Source organism: Streptomyces sp. NPDC016677 (genome assembly GCF_055562815.1).
Genome location: NZ_JBVHEO010000001.1, coordinates 180,163 through 196,042, shown reverse-complemented (window position 1 = coordinate 196,042; position 15,880 = coordinate 180,163). Strand labels below are relative to the sequence as shown.

17 protein-coding genes are annotated in these 15,880 nt (G+C 73.2%); 8 read left to right on the top strand and 9 right to left on the bottom strand.

Annotation, left to right across the window (positions count from 1 at the left end; all coding sequences use genetic code 11):
- Window positions 1-5: 5 nt before the first annotated feature.
- The 4 genes from ACZ3IG_RS00830 to ACZ3IG_RS00815 all read right to left on the bottom strand — a co-directional run bounded on the left by ACZ3IG_RS00830 (window position 6) and on the right by ACZ3IG_RS00815 (window position 4,224).
- Window positions 6-1,130: a TIGR03364 family FAD-dependent oxidoreductase gene (locus tag ACZ3IG_RS00830; RefSeq protein ID WP_467429139.1), complete on the bottom strand. Its 1,125-nt coding sequence runs from the start codon at window positions 1,128-1,130 to the stop codon at window positions 6-8.
- A 92-nt stretch (window positions 1,131-1,222) separates the two neighbouring features.
- Entirely contained in the window at window positions 1,223-1,981 is a 759-nt protein-coding gene (locus tag ACZ3IG_RS00825; protein WP_467427764.1) for a GntR family transcriptional regulator, read from the bottom strand.
- 97 nt (window positions 1,982-2,078) lie between these two features.
- Complete coding sequence (locus tag ACZ3IG_RS00820) at window positions 2,079-2,849, bottom strand: hypothetical protein (RefSeq protein ID WP_467427762.1); 771 nt, start codon at window positions 2,847-2,849, stop codon at window positions 2,079-2,081.
- A gap of 259 nt (window positions 2,850-3,108) precedes the next feature.
- Window positions 3,109-4,224: an ROK family transcriptional regulator gene (locus ACZ3IG_RS00815; RefSeq protein ID WP_467427761.1), complete on the bottom strand. Its 1,116-nt coding sequence runs from the start codon at window positions 4,222-4,224 to the stop codon at window positions 3,109-3,111.
- Between the two features lie 55 nt (window positions 4,225-4,279).
- Between ACZ3IG_RS00815 and ACZ3IG_RS00810 the strand changes: the two genes are divergently transcribed.
- From ACZ3IG_RS00810 to ACZ3IG_RS00800, 3 genes are all read left to right on the top strand, one after another.
- Window positions 4,280-5,350 carry a Gfo/Idh/MocA family oxidoreductase gene (locus tag ACZ3IG_RS00810; RefSeq protein ID WP_467427760.1) on the top strand — a complete coding sequence of 357 codons (1,071 nt, stop codon included), beginning with the start codon at window positions 4,280-4,282 and terminating at the stop codon, window positions 5,348-5,350.
- Window positions 5,347-5,826, top strand: a complete 480-nt coding sequence (locus ACZ3IG_RS00805; RefSeq protein ID WP_467427758.1) for a heme-degrading domain-containing protein — start codon at window positions 5,347-5,349, stop codon at window positions 5,824-5,826. The genes ACZ3IG_RS00810 and ACZ3IG_RS00805 overlap by 4 nt, the downstream gene beginning before the upstream one ends.
- A 129-nt stretch (window positions 5,827-5,955) precedes the next feature.
- On the top strand, window positions 5,956-6,831 hold the full coding sequence (locus tag ACZ3IG_RS00800; protein ID WP_467427756.1) for an LLM class F420-dependent oxidoreductase: 876 nt from the start codon (window positions 5,956-5,958) through the stop codon (window positions 6,829-6,831).
- A 16-nt stretch (window positions 6,832-6,847) separates the two neighbouring features.
- On the opposite strand, the gene ACZ3IG_RS00795 is transcribed toward ACZ3IG_RS00800, so the two are convergent.
- The 3 genes from ACZ3IG_RS00795 to ACZ3IG_RS00785 form a co-directional block, all read right to left on the bottom strand.
- Window positions 6,848-7,705 (bottom strand): fumarylacetoacetate hydrolase family protein, encoded by an 858-nt coding sequence (locus ACZ3IG_RS00795; RefSeq protein ID WP_467427755.1) that lies wholly within the window; start codon window positions 7,703-7,705, stop codon window positions 6,848-6,850.
- Window positions 7,706-7,840: 135 nt separating this feature from the next.
- Window positions 7,841-8,563 carry a YidC/Oxa1 family membrane protein insertase gene (locus tag ACZ3IG_RS00790; protein ID WP_467427753.1) on the bottom strand — a complete coding sequence of 241 codons (723 nt, stop codon included), beginning with the start codon at window positions 8,561-8,563 and terminating at the stop codon, window positions 7,841-7,843.
- Window positions 8,564-8,720: 157 nt separating this feature from the next.
- A complete protein-coding gene (locus ACZ3IG_RS00785; RefSeq protein ID WP_467427751.1) occupies window positions 8,721-9,041 on the bottom strand; it encodes a DUF6412 domain-containing protein in 321 nt (106 codons plus the stop codon).
- 191 nt (window positions 9,042-9,232) lie between these two features.
- Here ACZ3IG_RS00785 and ACZ3IG_RS00780 point away from each other — a divergent pair, with 191 nt between their 5' ends.
- The 5 genes from ACZ3IG_RS00780 to ACZ3IG_RS00760 all read left to right on the top strand — a co-directional run bounded on the left by ACZ3IG_RS00780 (window position 9,233) and on the right by ACZ3IG_RS00760 (window position 14,004).
- The gene (locus ACZ3IG_RS00780) at window positions 9,233-9,529 is read left to right on the top strand and encodes an SRPBCC family protein (RefSeq protein ID WP_467427750.1); all 297 of its coding nucleotides are present in this window, start codon (window positions 9,233-9,235) and stop codon (window positions 9,527-9,529) included.
- A gap of 319 nt (window positions 9,530-9,848) precedes the next feature.
- Window positions 9,849-10,868, top strand: a complete 1,020-nt coding sequence (locus ACZ3IG_RS00775) for a hypothetical protein (RefSeq protein ID WP_467427749.1) — start codon at window positions 9,849-9,851, stop codon at window positions 10,866-10,868.
- Window positions 10,869-10,983: 115 nt separating this feature from the next.
- On the top strand, window positions 10,984-11,406 hold the full coding sequence (locus tag ACZ3IG_RS00770; RefSeq protein WP_467429137.1) for a very short patch repair endonuclease: 423 nt from the start codon (window positions 10,984-10,986) through the stop codon (window positions 11,404-11,406).
- A gap of 23 nt (window positions 11,407-11,429) precedes the next feature.
- Window positions 11,430-12,416: a DNA cytosine methyltransferase gene (locus ACZ3IG_RS00765; protein WP_467427746.1), complete on the top strand. Its 987-nt coding sequence runs from the start codon at window positions 11,430-11,432 to the stop codon at window positions 12,414-12,416.
- A gap of 46 nt (window positions 12,417-12,462) precedes the next feature.
- Complete coding sequence (locus tag ACZ3IG_RS00760) at window positions 12,463-14,004, top strand: DNA cytosine methyltransferase (RefSeq protein WP_467427745.1); 1,542 nt, start codon at window positions 12,463-12,465, stop codon at window positions 14,002-14,004.
- A 9-nt stretch (window positions 14,005-14,013) separates the two neighbouring features.
- On the opposite strand, the gene ACZ3IG_RS00755 is transcribed toward ACZ3IG_RS00760, so the two are convergent.
- Window positions 14,014-14,886 (bottom strand): DUF6339 family protein, encoded by an 873-nt coding sequence (locus ACZ3IG_RS00755; RefSeq protein WP_467427744.1) that lies wholly within the window; start codon window positions 14,884-14,886, stop codon window positions 14,014-14,016.
- Window positions 14,883-15,878 (bottom strand): hypothetical protein, encoded by a 996-nt coding sequence (locus ACZ3IG_RS00750; RefSeq protein ID WP_467427741.1) that lies wholly within the window; start codon window positions 15,876-15,878, stop codon window positions 14,883-14,885. The genes ACZ3IG_RS00755 and ACZ3IG_RS00750 overlap by 4 nt, the downstream gene beginning before the upstream one ends.
- Window positions 15,879-15,880 lie beyond the last annotated feature (2 nt).

The window sequence follows — 15,880 nt, the reverse complement described above, 5'->3', positions numbered from 1 at the left end:
GTGTGTCACCAGCCCAGTTCGTTCGCGGTGGTCTCGGCTATCGCGGGCGAGCAGGTCATGCCGCGCCCGCCGGGCCCGGTGACCAGCCAGACGCCGTCGCGGACCCGCTGGCGGTGCACGACGCGGCGGGTGTCGACGCACTGCGCGTACACACCGGCCCAGCGGCGCCGGACCGTCGGCAGCGGGCGGCCGAGGAGGGACTCGACGACGCCGGCGAGGTGCTCGTAGGGGTCTTCGAGGGTGTCGAAGGCGAAGGGGTGCTCGTACTCGTGGGTGTCGCCGATGGTCAGGCCGCCGTCGGCGCGCTGCACCATCAGCAGCTGCATCCTGTGCTCGGCGGCGGTGGCCGGCTGCGGCTGGGCGGCGTTCAGCTCGTCCAGGGCGGGCGAGGCGTACGCCGGGTAGTAGCGGAAGCTGTCGGCGTCGGCGACCGAGGTGGTGAGCGGTTCGCCGAGGGGGTCGGTCTGCATCATCTGGAGGCGGACCCGGCGCACCGGCAGGTCCGGGCCGGCCAGTTCGCGCACCAGGCCGCCGAGCCAGGCGCCGGTGCACAGGACGACGGCGTCGCCGGTGTGGGTGTCGCCGTGGTCGTCGCGGACGGCGTTCTCGCCGATGACGTCGCGGACCTCGCGGCCGGGCAGGAAGGTGTACGCCGGGGACTTGCGCAGTTCCGCCCGCAGGGCGAGCTGGGCGGTGCGCGGCTCGACGGCCGCGTCCCGTTCGCAGTACAGGGCGGCGTCGAACTCGCCGCGCAGGGCGGGGTTCACGGCCCGCGCCTCGTCCGCGCCGAGCAGCCGGTACCCGCGGGCGGCGGCGTCCGGGCGGGCCACGGCGGCCTCGGCGACGGCGCGTTCCCGCTCGCCGCGTACGGGGGTCAGGGAGCCGTTGGGGCGGAAGCCCAGCGCCGGGACCCGGCCGCCGATCTCCTCCCACAGCTCCCGGGCCCGCAGGGCGGTGTCCAGTTCCTCGCCGCCCGCCCGGCCGCTCACCCATATCTGGCCGAAATTGCGCAACGAGGCGCCGCGAGCCTCCGACTCGCGCTCGATCTGTACGACCTCATGGCCGCGGCTGATTGCGTGCCAGGCGTGCATGGTGCCCACCACGCCGGCTCCGACGACTATCACTCTCACGTCGGTCACGCTCCTCGTCATCGGGGAACCGGAGGAATCCGGCTGACAACGAGAGCGTGAACCGGCCATCACGTTTGGGCTAGACCCGTTATCTATCCGTTACCCAGGTGGGTGGTGAAGGAGAACCGGTCGCCGCGGTACAGCGTCCGCACCCGTTCCAGCGGGCCGCCGTCGGTGGCGCGGGAGACGCGGTGGATGAGGAGCATCGGCAGGGCGGGCGGGGTGCCGATGAGCAGGGCCTCGCGCGGGGTGGCGAGGACGGTCTCGATCCGTTCGTCGGCGCCGGCGAAACCGATGCCCTGGCGGTCCAGGTAGGCGTAGAAGGAGGAGTCGGGGTCGAAGTCGCGGTCCAGCCGCGGGACCCTGGCCACGGCGACGTACGTACTCTCCAGGCCGACCCGCTCGTCGTCGGCGAGCAGGACGCGCTCCAGGTGCCAGACGGGCTCGCCGCGTATCAGGCCGGTCTCGGCGGCGAGGGCCTCGGGGCAGGGGAAGCGGTCGAGGGTGACGAGGGAACGGCCGGGGGTACGGCCCTGACGGCGCACGCCCTCGGTGTAGCTGGCCAGCGACAGCGGCTGCGCCAGCTTGGGGCCGGCGACCACCGTGCCGCGGCCCTGCCGGCGCAGTTTGCCCTCCAGCACCAGTTCGCGCAGGGCCTGCCGGACGGTCTCGCGGGCGACGTCGTACCGCTCGGAGAGGTCGCGTTCGGTCGGGATGGGGGCGCCCTCCCCCAGTTCGTCCACGAGTCGGTCTATGCGCGCCTTGACGGCGTAGTACTTCGGTACGCGGCCGTGCTCCGGGATGCCGGAGCGGACGGGGGCGCCGGGGGCCTGGTCGTTCGGGTAGTCCACGCGAGGATGGTCGCAGACGTCGGTGTACGTCCCTGCGGGGTGCGACCGCGCCGGGTGCGACCGCGCCGGGTGCGTCCGTGCCGGGTCGGGTCGTCCGTCAGCGGCGTCGGCGGGCCAGCGCGACGGCGGTGGCGCCGGCGGCGGCCAGCAGCGCGGCGGCGGCCAGTACGGCGTAGGTCCGGCCCAGCCCCGTACCGGCGAGTTCGTCGGCGAACGGCAGGCGGCCGGAGGGGGCCGGGCTCGCGGTGCCGGGCTCGCCGGTACCGGTGCGGTCCCCGGGCGTGACGCGGAAGCGGTAGTCGTTCGACTGGCCGATCCAGTCGCCGTCGCCCTCGCGGCGCTGGACGACGGCGGCGTTGGCGGTGATCCGGCCGGGCGCGGTGTCCGGGGTGAGCGCGAGCCGGATCCGCACGGTGAGCGTGCGCCCGGCCTCGACGGTGAAGCCGGGGAAGCCGGCGTCGTCGGCGGCGAGGACGCCGACCAGTTCGTCCGCGTCGGTCGCCTCGAACCGGACGGCGTGCGGGCGGCCGTCGCCGTCGTGGAACTCCATGCGGGGCTGGGCGGGCTTCAGCACGCGCTGTTCGTCGACGAGGACGACCACGGGGTGGATGCCCGCGCAGGTGCGGTCGGTGGTGTTGGTCAGGTCCAGGTACCAGGTGCCGGGGCCGCCGCCGGCCTCGTAGCCGCCGGGGCCGCCGTGGACGCGGGTGGTGAGCGGGAAGGTGTGGTCGTCGGGGGCTGCGCAGGCGGGGAGGGGGGCGGGTCCCGGGGCCGGGGCGGCGGACGCCGGGGCCGGCGCGGAGGCAGGGCCGGCGAGGAGGGCGGCTGCCGCCACCAGGCAGGGTGACACGGGTGCACACAGTCGCATGAACACATGAGCGTGCCGCACGCGCACGGATGGGCGGTGCCACTCCGTCGCCCCCTCCGAACGGGCGTACCGCGCGCCGCCGACCGGCGCAGCGGGGGCCGTCCGGCGGTGGGGGTGCCGACCGCTCCGCACCGCGTCCGGCGCCGCATGGCCCGCGTACGGCGTCACGCGTCACGCACCCCCGTCCGCGCCGCGTAGCCCGCGTGCGGCGTCACGCACCCCCCGTCCGCGCCGCATGGCCCGCGTACGGCGTCACGCGTCACGCGTCCCCCCGGCCGAACAGCGGCGACAGTACGAGGTGGGCCGCGCCCCGCGCGATCGCGCGCGCCCCGCCGGGCGCGACCCGTACCGGCACGGCGGTCTCCCGCCCGCCCTCGCGCCGGGCACGGGCGTCCAGCACCGCGCCGACCCCGCCGACGAACGCGTCCGGCGCGCCGGACACCGTACGGCCGCCGAGGAGGACCAGGTCGATGTCGAGCAGCCCGGCCAGGTTGGCGGCGCCCGCGCCCAGGACGCGGGCCGCCTCGGCGAGGTCGCCGCGTGCCACGGCGGCCAGGCAGAGTGCCTCGACGCAGCCGCGGGCGCCGCACGGGCAGGGCGGCCCGTCGAGCTGGATCACCTGGTGCCCGAACTCCCCCGCCCCCGTCCGCGCCCCCCGGTACACGCTCCCGTCGAACACCAGCCCCGCGCCGAGCCCGGTCCCCAGGTGCAGGTAGGCGAAGGAGCCGCGCTCGCCGCCGACCGCGAGGCCGAGCGCCGCCGCGTTGGTGTCCTTGTCGACGACGACCGGCGCGCCGAGCCGCCCGGCCAGCGCGTCCCGCAGCGGGAAGCCGTCCCACTCGGGGAAACCGGTGACCCGGTGCAGCACCCCCCGGGCGTGGTCGAGGGGGCCGGGGAGGGCGACGCCGACGCCGAGCAGGGTGGGGGGAGCGGGCACCCGGAGGACGTCCGTGACCAGGCCGGTCACCTCGCGGGCCACGTCCCTCAGCACGGCCCCGGAGCCCGCGCCCAGGTCGAGCGGGGCCCGCCGCTCCCCCGCCACCGTGCCCGCCAGGTCGACCAGGACGGCCCGCAGTTCGTCGCGGTCCAGGTGGACGCCGACCGCGTGCCCGGCCTCCGGCAGCAGCCGCAGGACCGTGCGCGGCTTGCCGCCCGTGGACGCCCGGTGTCCGGCCTCGGCGGCGAGGCCGTCCGCCCGCAGCCGCGCGGTGATCTTGCTGATCGCCTGCGGGGTGAGCCCGGTCCGCTCGGCCAGCTCCAGCCTGCTGATGCCCTCCGCCCCGGCCGTGCGCAGCAGGTCCAGCACCAGGGCGGTGCCGCGGCTGCGCGGGGCCGGTGGGCCGGCTTCGGGTCCGGGGCCGTTCGTCCTGTTCACCCCGCCATTGTCGCCGCTGCTTGCACTTTGGCAACACGGTTGCCAAAGTGGACGTATGACTGGCACTCCTCCCCTCCGCGTCGGCCTCGTCGGCTACGGCCTCGCGGGCTCCGTCTTCCACGCCCCGCTGATCGCCGCCACCGGGGGACTCGCCCTGGACACGGTGGTCACGTCCAGCCCGGAGCGGCAGCGGCAGGCCCGCGCCGAGTTCCCCGGCGTACGGCTCGCCGGCACTCCGGACGAGCTGTTCGCCCGCGCCGGCGAACTCGACCTGGTCGTCCTCGCCTCCCCCAACAAGACGCACGTCCCGCTCGCCACCCGGGCCCTGGAGGCCGGCCTGCCGGTCGTGGTGGACAAGCCCCTCGCGGGCACCGCCGCCGAGGCACGCGCGCTGGCGTCGCTGGCCGAGGAGCGCGGCCTGCTGCTCTCGGTCTTCCAGAACCGCCGCTGGGACAACGACTTCCTCACCCTCAAGGGACTCCTCGCCGACGGCGCCCTGGGCGACGTATGGCGGTTCGAGTCCCGATTCGAACGCTGGCGCCCCCAGCCCAAGGGCGGCTGGCGGGAGTCCGGCGACCCGGCAGAGATCGGAGGTCTGCTGTACGACCTCGGCAGCCACGTCGTCGACCAGGCGCTGGTGCTGTTCGGCCCGGTCACCCAGGTGTACGCCGAGTCCCTGGTCCGGCGCGCGGGCGCGGAGGCCGACGACGACACGTTCCTCGCGCTCACCCACGCGAACGGGGTCCGCTCCCACCTCTACGTCTCCTCCACCACCGCCCAGCTCGGCCCCCGCTTCCGGGTGCTGGGCTCGAAGGCCGGGTACGTCAAGTACGGCCTGGACCCGCAGGAGGCGGCGCTGCGCGCGGGCGAGCGGCCCGGGCCCGGCTGGGGCGAGGAGGACGAGTCGCTGTGGGGCCGGCTGGGCTCCGGCGAGTCCCCGGCGACCGGCGGCGGGCAGGCCGTGCCGTCCCTGCCCGGTGACTACCCCGCCTACTACGCGGCGGTGGCCGAGGCCCTGCTGAAGGGCGGTCCCCAGCCGGTGGGCGCCCTGGAGGCGGCGGCCGCCCTGGACGTCCTGGAGGCGGCCCGGCGATCGGCCCGCGACGGATCGGTGGTGGCGCTGTGACGACGAGGCCCGAGCTGACGCCGAGCCTGGAGGAGCTGGAGGCGCAGGAACGCCGCCTGGTCTTCCGTTCCTTCACCCACGACGACGCGTGGGCGCTGGGTTCGCTCCTGGTGGAGCTGGCCCGTGAGCGCCAGGCGCCGGTGGCCGTCGACATCCACCGGTCCGGACAGCAGCTCTTCCACGCCGCGCTGCCCGGCTCCACACCCGACAACGACGCCTGGATCGCCCGCAAGCGCCGGGTGGTGGAGCGGTACGGCCACGCGTCGTACCTGGTCGGCGCCCGGTTCCGGGCCAAGGGCACGACGTTCGAGGAGTCCTCGCGGCTGGACCCCGACACCTACGCGGCGCACGGCGGCTCCTTCCCGGTCACCGTGGAGGGTGCCGGTGTGGTCGGCGCGGTGACGGTCTCCGGGCTGCCGCAGCTCCAGGACCACCGGCTGGTGGTGGAGGCGCTGGAGCGGTTCCTGGCGCGGTGACCGAGCGGTGACCGCTCCAGGAACCGCTCACCCGTCCGGCCGTCCGCCGGGAATCCCCTCCGGTACGCCGTGGTTGGCACGCGGTAGATGAATGATCGTCACCGCACCCCACCGGAGGGACCGGAACCGATGAGCGACACCGCGGCTGCCCTGAGGAAATCCGTCGGACGGTACGGCGTCTGGAGCGCCGCCCTGCGCGCCGAGGACGCCGAGGGGCGCGGCGCACGCGCCGAGGCCGCGGCCGAACTGGAGGAGCTGGGTTTCGGCGCCCTGTGGCTGGGCGGCAACAGCTCCGCCGGGCACGCCGTCCCGCTGATCGAGGCGACCTCGCGGATCGTGGTCGGCACCAGCATCCAGAGCATCTGGGAGCACGAGGCGTCCGAGGCCGCCGCCCGCTTCGCCGAGCTGGAGGTGGCCCACCCCGGCCGTTTCGTGCTCGGCCTGGGCGTCAGCCACGGCCCGATGGTGAAGGGCTACGAGCGTCCGTACTCGGCGATGGTCGCCTACCTCGACGCGCTGGACCGGGCCGGGGCGCCGGCCCACCACCGGCTGCTGGCCGCGCTCGGCCCGAAGATGCTGGAGCTGTCCCGGGACCGGGCGGCGGGCGCGATCCCGTACCTGGTCACGCCCGAGCACACCGCGAAGGCCCGGCAGATCCTCGGCGACGGCCCGCTGCTGGCCCCGGAGTTCAAGGTGGTCCTGGAGGCCGACCCGGCGCGGGCGCGTGCCACGGCCCGCGGCTACCTCGGCCGGTACCTCCAGCTCCCCAACTACACCAACAACTTCCTCCGTCTCGGTTTCACCGACGCGGATGTCGCGGACGGCGGCAGCGACCGTCTGATCGACGCGGTGTTCGCCTGGGGCGACGACGACACGGTCCGCCGCCGGATCGCGGAGTTCCACGAGGCGGGCGCCGACCACGTCGCCCTCCAGCTGGTGGAGGACGGCCCGGCGGCGTCCCTGCCGAGGGAGGGCTGGCGCCGCCTGGCCGCTCTGCTCGGGTGACGGGGGGGCGCCCTGCTCAGGCGCCCTTCAGCTCCTGCCGCTGCCGCCCGAGCCCCTCGATCTCCAGCTCCACGACGTCCCCGGCCCGCAGGTACGGCTTGGGCTCGGGCCGGCCCATGGCCACCCCCGCCGGTGTCCCGGTGTTGATGACGTCACCGGGATACAGGGTCATGAACTGGCTGACGTACCGGACGACCTCCGCCACCGGGAAGATCTGCTCGGCGGTCGTCCCGTCCTGCTTCAGCTCCCCGTTGACCCACAGCCGCAGCCGCAGGTCCTGCGGGTCCGGCACCTCGTCCGCCGTCACCAGCCACGGGCCGAGCGGGTTGAACGTCTCGCAGTTCTTGCCCTTGTCCCAGGTCCCGCCGCGCTCGATCTGGAACTCCCGCTCGGAGACGTCGTGCGCGACCGCGTACCCCGCGACGCACGCGAGCCCTTCCGCCGCCGACTCCAGGTAGCGGGCCGTACGCCCGATCACGACCGCCAGCTCCACCTCCCAGTCGGTCTTCACGGACCCGCGCGGTACGAGCACGGTGTCGTACGGCCCGACCACGGTGTCCGCCGCCTTGAAGAAGACGACGGGTTCGGCGGGCGGTTCGGCCCCGGTCTCCCGGGCGTGGTCGTGGTAGTTGAGCCCGATGCACACGACCTTGCCGATCCGGCCCAGCGGCGGCCCGATCCGCAGCCCCGCCCCGTCGAGCACGGGCAGGCCGCCGGCGTCGGCGGCGGCCCGGACCCGGGCGAGCGCCGCCTCGTCGGCGAGCAGCGTCCCGTCGACGTCCGGCACCACGCCCGACAGGTCGCGCAGGGTGCCGTCGGCGTCGAGCAGCGCGGGCCGCTCCGCCCCCGCCGTACCGACTCGCAGCAGCTTCATGTTCTTCTCTCCCTCGGTCGCGGACCGCCCGTCCGGCGGAGCGGGGCGGCGCCCGGGTGCGGCGGGCGGCCAATCCATCGGAGGACTGGTCGATCCTCCAAGGTCACGTCCGGCTCCGCAAGACCTCGCCGCGGCTCACCGGTACAGGACGGCCCGTTCGACGACGCTCCAGGTGGTGCTGGTGACGACGTAGAGCGCGGCGGCGAGCGGGACGACGGCCACGGTGACGAGGGTGAGGAAGGACATGAACGGCATGACCTGGGTGAGCGCGGTGACGGCCCCCGCCCCCGGCAGTTGCTCCTGCCCGGTGGCGGGGAGCACCGGCCGGTCGCCCATCGTGCGCCGGGTGAGCCGGTAGCTGACCACGGCCACGGCGGTGACGAGCGCGAACAGTGCCGCGTAGACGAGCCCGGCGCCGCCGAAGGGCCCGCCGCCCGCCAGCGCGTCGCCCCAGTTCCCGCCCAGCGGGGCGGCGAACAGCTGGTGGCCGAGCAGATGGTTGGTCTGTCCGCCGAGGGAAGTGCTGGAGAAGAGGTGGTAGAGGAGGAAGAAGGCGGGCAGCTGCACGAGGCCGGGCAGGCAACCGGCCAGCGGTGACACCTTCGCCTCCGCGTGCAGGTCGAGTACGGCCCGCTGGAACTTCTCAGGACGCTTGGCGTACTTGCGGCGCAGTTCGGCGATCTTCGGCTGGAGTGCGGTGCGGGCCTTCTGGCCGCGGGCGGCGGCCCGGGACAGGGGATGGAGCAGGAGCCGTACGAGCGCGGTGAACAGGACGATGGCGGCGGCAGCGGCGCCGGCGCCGAACAGCGGCTGGAGCAGGTCGGCGAGGCCGTCGACCAGATCGGCGAATACGGACATGGTGAGGAGCCCTCCGGGGGTCTCGTCGTGCCGGGTGAGGGGAACGGCGGGACCGGCGGGCCGGGTAGGGGCGGGGAAAACGGTGAGCGGAAGCGCACCGGGTGCTCAGGGGGCGCTCGGATGAGCGGTCGGTGAGCAGGCGAGGTGGAAGTGTGCCCTACGCGGCGGTCGCCGGGAGGGCGCGGCCGGGCGCTCGGGGCCGGCGGCGGCCGGCGGCGTCGGGATCGCGTTGCGGCAGGAAGGCCGTACGCCGGTCGCGGTCGCGGATGGCCGTACGGACCCGGGTGGGCGGCACGACGGGCGCGCAGCGCGCGGCGGCGAGGGCGCAGAGGCTGAGCGCGGAACCGACCGCGGCGGTGGCGGCCAGCGCGACGGTGACGGAGAGCCCTCCGGCATCGGCCAGGGCGAACTGCACCACCACCGCGACGAGCAGCACGGTGAGGGCCCGGAAACGTACGCCGCTACGACTACCGCCCATCGACGCCCCCTCCCCGCTCACCTGTACGACTCTCTTCCGCTCATCCGGTTATACCGCATCCGTCGCAGAAGACGCGGCCCCTCGGCGATCGGTTCCGTGACCCACGTCTCCGGAGGCCGCCGCCGGCCGGAACGCGGGGACGCCGGGCCCGACTTGAGCACCGACGCCTTAGGCCTGCGGTCAGGTTCCGCTTGCCCTCTCGCGGCAGGTGGAAGTCCACGATGGTCACCCCGGACGGCGGGCAGGTCCCGCTGACCGGCTCCGACCTGGAGGTCGTGGGGAACCGCCGCCTCGTGGTCGGCATGGACGTCCCCGGCAGGCCCGCTCCGGCGGCCATGACCGTCGAACTCGCCGAACCGGACGGCGGGCGCACGCGCATCACCGTGACCCAGGCCTGCGACTCCACCGAGGAGCGCGACATGGCGCGGCAGGGCAGCACCATGCTGCTGGACGGCCTGGCGGCGTACCTGGCCGGCTGGGTGTATTGATCACGAGCGGGCGTAGGGACGCGCGTCCGCCGTGCGGCATCGGCGGCGGCGCGCGTGCTCGCGCCGGGGCCGCGGCACGCGCCTGCTGGAGGGGTACTGCCCGCCGCTGACCGATTTCCTGAACCCGGCCCGGCAGACCCTCGAAGGCCCCGCCCGAGTCGGCCCACCTGGTCCGGGGTCCGGTGCCGCACATGACCGCGGTTCACGGTGACTGGTGGCACGGACAACGGGCCATCGTCCGCGGGGACTGTCACGGGACCGCCGGCGCCCCCACGGCTCCGCACCCCGCCTGTCACCACGCCGCAGTACGGTGTCCCCCATGCGCCCCGACACGCCCGCCGAGAACGTCGACCACACCGCCGAAGCGGCACGCCTGGAGCGGACCGCCGGCCTGTACCCCGAGGACGCCGAGGCCCTGCTGCTGCGGGCCGCGGCCCACCTGGAGCTGGCCGGCGAGCGGACCGCCGCGACGGCCTTCTACGACCGTCTGCTCTCCGCCCCCGGCACCCTGGAGAACCCGGCCCTGGTCCGCGCCCTCAAGGCGTCCAACCTCTGGGAGTACGGCCACGAGGCCGAGGCCAGGGCCATCATCGAGGGCGTCCGCGCGGCGTCCCCGAGGGACCCGGCCCCCTGGATCATCGTCGCGGAGTCCCTGGAGTCCCACGACGAGCTGGAGGCGGCCCACGAGACCTTCACCGAGGCCGCCCGCCTCCTCCTGGCCGACGCCCCCGAGCCGCCGCGCCCGACCCACCCCCTCCTCTACGGCCGCCACCGCGTCCGCCGCATGCTGGGCCTGCCCCACGACGACTGGGACACCCTCGCCGACACCCTGCACTCCATGCCGGTCTCCCTGGACGAGCTGCACGACCCCAAGCGCGTCTGGTCCCTCGGCTCGGACAACCCGGCCGAGCTGGAGGCCGAGATCTCCCGCCTCCGCGCCGAACTCGGCGCCTACCGCGAGGCCCTCTCCCGCCCCTTCCCGGTCGCCATGCTCCACTGGCCCGCCGAAGAACTGACGGAACTGCTCACCGCCTACCCGTCCCTCTCCGCCGAGTACCCGTCGTACGAGGAGCACCTGTCGGCGATAGAGGAGGCGCTGAGGGAGCTGGAGTCGTCGGGGACCCGGAACCTGGGGGTCGTACGGGGCACGGTCCCGTCCTACGAGGCGTTCGCGGCGTCGGAGGGCGCGTCACCGGCCGACGCGTCGCTGTTGCCGCAGTACGCGACGACTTTGGGTGCGCGGGGGCGGGCGGTGGCCTGGCCGCCGCAGCGGGGGGCCGGGTGCTGGTGCGGATCGAGCATCTCCTACCAGGAATGTCACGGCGCCCCGGACAGCTGAGGTCGAGAGCGGTAGATTTCACCGCAAGGACGATCATCGATCGTGACCACTTGAGTGCGCGAGGCTCCGGACAGTGAACAGCGTGACGCCCTCTTCTCCCGATGTCTCCGCCCGCATGCGCAGGCAGGCGAGCAAGGACACCGGGGTCGAGCTGGCCGTACGACGGCTGCTGCATGCTGCCGGGCTGCGCTACCGGATCGAGTACCCCGTCCCGGGCATGCCCCGACGACGGATCGACGTGGCCTTTCCCAAGGCCAAGGTGGCCGTACTGATCGACGGGTGCTTCTGGCACGGCTGTCCCCAACACGCCACACAGCCCAAGGCCAACGCGGAATGGTGGCGTCGGAAACTGGACCGGAACATGGCCCGGGACCGGGAGACCACGGACCATCTGACGGCGGCGGGGTGGACGGTACTGCGGTTCTGGGAGCATCGGCCACCCGGTGAGGTGGCGGCGGCGGTCCAGGCCGCCGTCGACAGGGAGAAGCGGCTGCGGGGGCGCCGTGGGGGAAGCGCGCAGTCGCAGGATCGCGCGTGAGGTGAAGAGAGAAGAGGGGGGTCATGACTGACCATTTGGCTTTCGTGGACGTCTGCTCGGGGGCGGGCGGCCTGGCGTCGGGGCTGGAGAGCGCAGGCTTCGCGCCGGTGCTGCTGCTCGACAACAAGCCGCAGGCGTGCGAGACGCTGCGGATCAACCGGCCGCAGTGGAACGTCGTCTGCGAGGACCTGTTCGACTTCGTGCCGGACGAGTATCCGGAAACGTTGGACGTCGATCTGCTCTCGGCGGGGCTACCGCGGGTGAAGTCGTCGGCCGCCGTGGCACGTGTCGACAGCGAGCCGGAACTGCGACTGCTCAAGGCCGCGGTCTACCTCGCGCACGGCATCCAGCCGCGCGCCCTGCTCCTGGAGAACCTGCCCGCGCTCGTCGACTCACCCGTGTACGCGGAGGTCCGGTCGTTCGTCGAGGAGGAGCTGGCTCACCTCGGATACGGACACCGTTGGTTCGTGCTGAACGCCGCGGACTTCGGCGTCCCCCAGGAACGGTTGCAGGGCGTCCTCGTGGCGATCAAGAAGCCATGGTTCGACGCCTTCGTCCCGCCCGTGCCGACGGTGAGGGAACATGTCTCGCTCGGCAACGCGCTGCGCCGCTCCATGGGCGCGCGGGGTTGGTCGGAGGCCGACGCCTGGGCCGACCAGGCCCGAGCCGTGGCGCCGACCCTCGTCGGGGGCTCGGACAACCGGGGCGGGCCGGACGTCGGCCCGACCGGCACCAAGAAGGCCTTCGCGCGCATGGGCGTGAACGGCAACGTCTTCGCCGACGAAGTGCCCGGGCCGGACTACAAGTGGCCGCGTTCGGACGACGTCACCGAGATGCTGAAGATCACCGTCGACCAGGCGGCCGTGCTCCAGTCGTTCCCACCGGAGTGGCGGATCACCGGCCTGAAGACGGCGCGATACCGGCAGATCGGCCATGCGACCCCGCCGCCGGTGGGCAGAGCGCTCGGCGAGGCCATCGGGGCCGCGCTGCGGGCACCCGCCCGTGCTTGAGCAAGCCGGAAAAGGCACCCCTCATCGCCGGCTACACTTCAAGCCCATGAGCCACGTCAAGAACCCACCGCCCTCACCTGCGGGTTTCCGCATACTGGACCTTTTCGCGGGACCAGGTGGGCTTGATGTGGCAGCGGACGTCCTGGGCCACCAGGTCACCGGAATCGAGTGGGACCCGGACGCGTGCACCACGCGCGCGGCGGCGGGGATGGACACGTTCCACGGTGATGTGCGGCAGTACAGCGCGGCGCTCTTCCCTCGTGCGCAGGTGCTGACGGGGGGCCCGCCGTGCCAGACCTTCACGGTGGCCGGGCACGGCGCCGGTCGCAGGGCGCTGGACGACGTGCTGCAGTACATCGAGCGCCTGCACGCCGCCGTGCGCCCAGCCGATGCGCAGTGGGAGGACATCCTGCGCACCTGGCAGGGGATCACCGGGGAGCTGGCGGAGAAAGCGGCCGAGGCGGAGAAGGTCAGGGCCGAGAAGCGCAGGATCGAGGCCCTCCGGTCCGCCGAACGCAAGGTGATCAAAGATCATCTCGAGAGGCGGCGCAGCTCTCGGCAGAAGATCGAGCGTGTTCTGAAGACGCTGAGGGCCTCGAGAGTCCTGGCTCCCGAGGACGCGGACATCGAGCCTCTGGCCGAGCAGCACGACTCTCTGGGCACGGTGCTGCAAGGTCTCAAGGCGCAACTCGAGAAGCTGGGTGACGAGCGGACGGGGCTGGTGCTCCAGCCGCTGTGGTGGGTGATCGAACGGAGCCGACGCCCCGGGCTCGAACCGTACGAGGCCGTGATCCTGGAGCAGGTCCCCGCCGTGATGCCGGTCTGGGAGAGGTACACCCACGTGCTCGCCACCCTCGGCTACCGGACGAGGACGCAATTGATGTACACCGAGGCGTTCGGGGTGCCGCAGACCCGCAAGCGCGCGGTGCTCATGGCCAGGCTCGGCGAGACCGACATCCCCGAGATCGGCGAGACCCACGAGCGCTACCGTCCTCGGACCGTGCCCGCCCGGTCCTCGACGACGACGGACCGAGCGGACACACTCCCCTGGGACACCGAGGACAACGACCTCGACGGGACACCGAAGGAGGCCTGGGTGTCCATGGAGACGGCGTTGAAGAAGGCACGGAGCCTGATGCCCGAACTGCCGGACCGTCCAGCCTTCACGGTCGTCTCCAATTACGGGACAGGCGGCGATCCCGGCGCGCGCGGCCGACGCGATCACGACATGCCGTCCGCCACGATCACCGGAAAGGTGTCCCGGAACCGTCTGGTCCACAAGGGCACGGACACGGACCTCCCCGACGAGTGCGACCGCTTCACCCTCGCCGAGGCCGGGGTGCTGCAGACCTTCCCCGTCGCCTACCCGTGGCGCGGCAAGGACCAGTCGCAGCAAATCGGCAACGCCGTGCCGCCCCGGCTCGCGCTGCACGTGCTGCGGCACGTCCTCGAACCGGAGCTGACCGATGAGGAAGCACGCGTCAGGACGGAGAAGGCCGTCGCGGACCTGGAGGCGTGGCAGCCCGGCGAGCCCGTGCGGGTGCGTGAATACGGGCAGTGGGAGGGTCATCCGCTCACCGGCCGATGACCCTCCCGGTCAGACCTCGGTGGTCCGCCCTCTGATCGGTGCTGTCTCGAACAGCCCGGTGAGGTAGTCGGTGAGCACGGTCACCGACTCCTCCGGCACCGTTTCCTCGTCCGGACCGACGGGCAGGTCGTGCCGCGGCACCGGGGGTGCGGACTCGGCCTCCGCGATCCACCGACGGAGTGCCTGGGGGTCCCGTACCGCGTCCTCGGCGAGCGCGTCGTAGACCAGGGTGGCGCCGGCGGTGTTGATCGCCGCCATGAGGCCGGTGATCTCCCGGCCGGTGCCGGCGACTCCTCGCTCGAGAATGCGCACCAGGGCCAGTGCCGTGGGGCGATGGTCGACCAGGTCCATGCGCATGTTGTGGATGAGGTCCTGGTTGGAGCAGGCCGTCACCACCGGTGCGTAGTCCGAGCCGTTGCGGAACATCTCCGCGGCCCACCACAGGCGGGAGAAGCACTGGCGGTCGGGGGCCCCCTTGAAACGGGCCGGATTGATACGGGGAACCTTCCCCTGCGACGCGGCCGGAAGATGCCTCCAGGCCACGTAGTCCGGCGCCACCGCCAGCGCGAGGTGGTTCCAGAGCCTTCTGTCGGCGGCTTCTCGTCGGGTGAGACGCAGCGTCGCGTGCAGCCGGGGTGCCAACCACCCGTCGGCGTCCGTCCGGTTGTTCTGGAACTTGAACTTGGCGTCGTCCACGAGGTCCCTGAGCGGTTCCACCTCCCACCGGGCATCGTCCTCGGGCAGAGGTTCGACGACCTTGGCCACGTCGACGCCGCCGTGCCCCTGCACTCCCTTGAGGAGGTCCTCGGTGAGGAAGGGGTCGGCGGCGGTCGCCGAGAGCAGACCGAGACGTTCGGGAACGTGGTACGGCTTCGCGATCACGCGCTGTCCTCTCGATTCATCTGCTGCAACGCGCGCAGGGCGTTGGCGACCGCCTTGCTCGCACCGGCACGACGCACAGCGGCGTAGTGGACGCGGGTCTGCAGTTCCACCCATCCCGCGTCATCGGTGCGCCGCCGGTGGACCTGGCGGAGTGCCTCCTCGACGCGGAGACCGGGCACCACGTCGGGCAGCATCTCGCGCAGCACCTCGCCCCTCCAGTCGGTGGGGAAGACGGGTGAGCCGTCCGGTTCGACCTCCAGGTCGCCCACGGCGCTGTGGAACACCGCCGTCCACACGTCCGTGGCCATCTGGGACAACAGCAGTTCGTGCACCTTGTTCTCGATGCCACCGCCGTTGCCGTCCAGAAGATCCGAGAATCCCTCGACGTCCGTGTTGATCATCACCAGGGGCAGCCGGCCCGACGTGTCGATCACCCAGGGAGCGTCCGCGTAAGGGCGCAGCCACTCTCGCGCGCTCTTGGAGAAGCCGGCCTGCTTCACGTCGAGACGCAGACCGCCGAGCGGCTCCTCGGCGACGACGTCGACGGTCCAGTCCGCGTCCGTCTCGGTGATCGAGCGGCCCGGCACCCCGTCGATCGTGGCGACGGCGTACACGGCCAGCGAGGCACGTCCCGCGTGGTCGTCGCGGAACACCTCGATGTGGCCGGACCACTCCTTGCTGTCCGGACCGTCCTGCCGCAAATCCACGGTGGTCCGGAGATTGGTGTCCCCGTCGGTGAGCACCGCCAGGACCCGCAGATCGCCCCACGGGGCGTCGGCGTCGGTGGCGCCGGGAGGCAGCGTGGCCGACAACCCGATCCTCGCCGAGATCCAGTCCTCGTGCTGTGCCACCCCGAGAGCCACCGTCCGTTGCGGGACGGAGTAGGCCGAGGTGTCCAGGTGGTCACGCGTGTCGTCGGGCAGCCTGAGGGACACCGAGGTCACCCGCAGGGTGATCGGTCGGTTGAGTCGCTTGTACGGGTAGAACTTCATGC

Coding starts and splice junctions, on each gene's coding strand:
- ACZ3IG_RS00785 (WP_467427751.1), bottom strand. CDS start 9,041: ATGGGCGGTAGTCGTAGCGGCGTACGTTTCCGGGCCCTCACCGTGCTG.
- ACZ3IG_RS00790 (WP_467427753.1), bottom strand. CDS start 8,563: ATGTCCGTATTCGCCGATCTGGTCGACGGCCTCGCCGACCTGCTCCAG.
- ACZ3IG_RS00760 (WP_467427745.1), top strand. CDS start 12,463: ATGAGCCACGTCAAGAACCCACCGCCCTCACCTGCGGGTTTCCGCATA.
- ACZ3IG_RS00750 (WP_467427741.1), bottom strand. CDS start 15,878: ATGAAGTTCTACCCGTACAAGCGACTCAACCGACCGATCACCCTGCGG.
- ACZ3IG_RS00800 (WP_467427756.1), top strand. CDS start 5,956: ATGAGCGACACCGCGGCTGCCCTGAGGAAATCCGTCGGACGGTACGGC.
- ACZ3IG_RS00810 (WP_467427760.1), top strand. CDS start 4,280: ATGACTGGCACTCCTCCCCTCCGCGTCGGCCTCGTCGGCTACGGCCTC.
- ACZ3IG_RS00775 (WP_467427749.1), top strand. CDS start 9,849: ATGCGCCCCGACACGCCCGCCGAGAACGTCGACCACACCGCCGAAGCG.
- ACZ3IG_RS00795 (WP_467427755.1), bottom strand. CDS start 7,705: ATGAAGCTGCTGCGAGTCGGTACGGCGGGGGCGGAGCGGCCCGCGCTG.
- ACZ3IG_RS00820 (WP_467427762.1), bottom strand. CDS start 2,849: ATGCGACTGTGTGCACCCGTGTCACCCTGCCTGGTGGCGGCAGCCGCC.
- ACZ3IG_RS00770 (WP_467429137.1), top strand. CDS start 10,984: ATGCGCAGGCAGGCGAGCAAGGACACCGGGGTCGAGCTGGCCGTACGA.
- ACZ3IG_RS00765 (WP_467427746.1), top strand. CDS start 11,430: ATGACTGACCATTTGGCTTTCGTGGACGTCTGCTCGGGGGCGGGCGGC.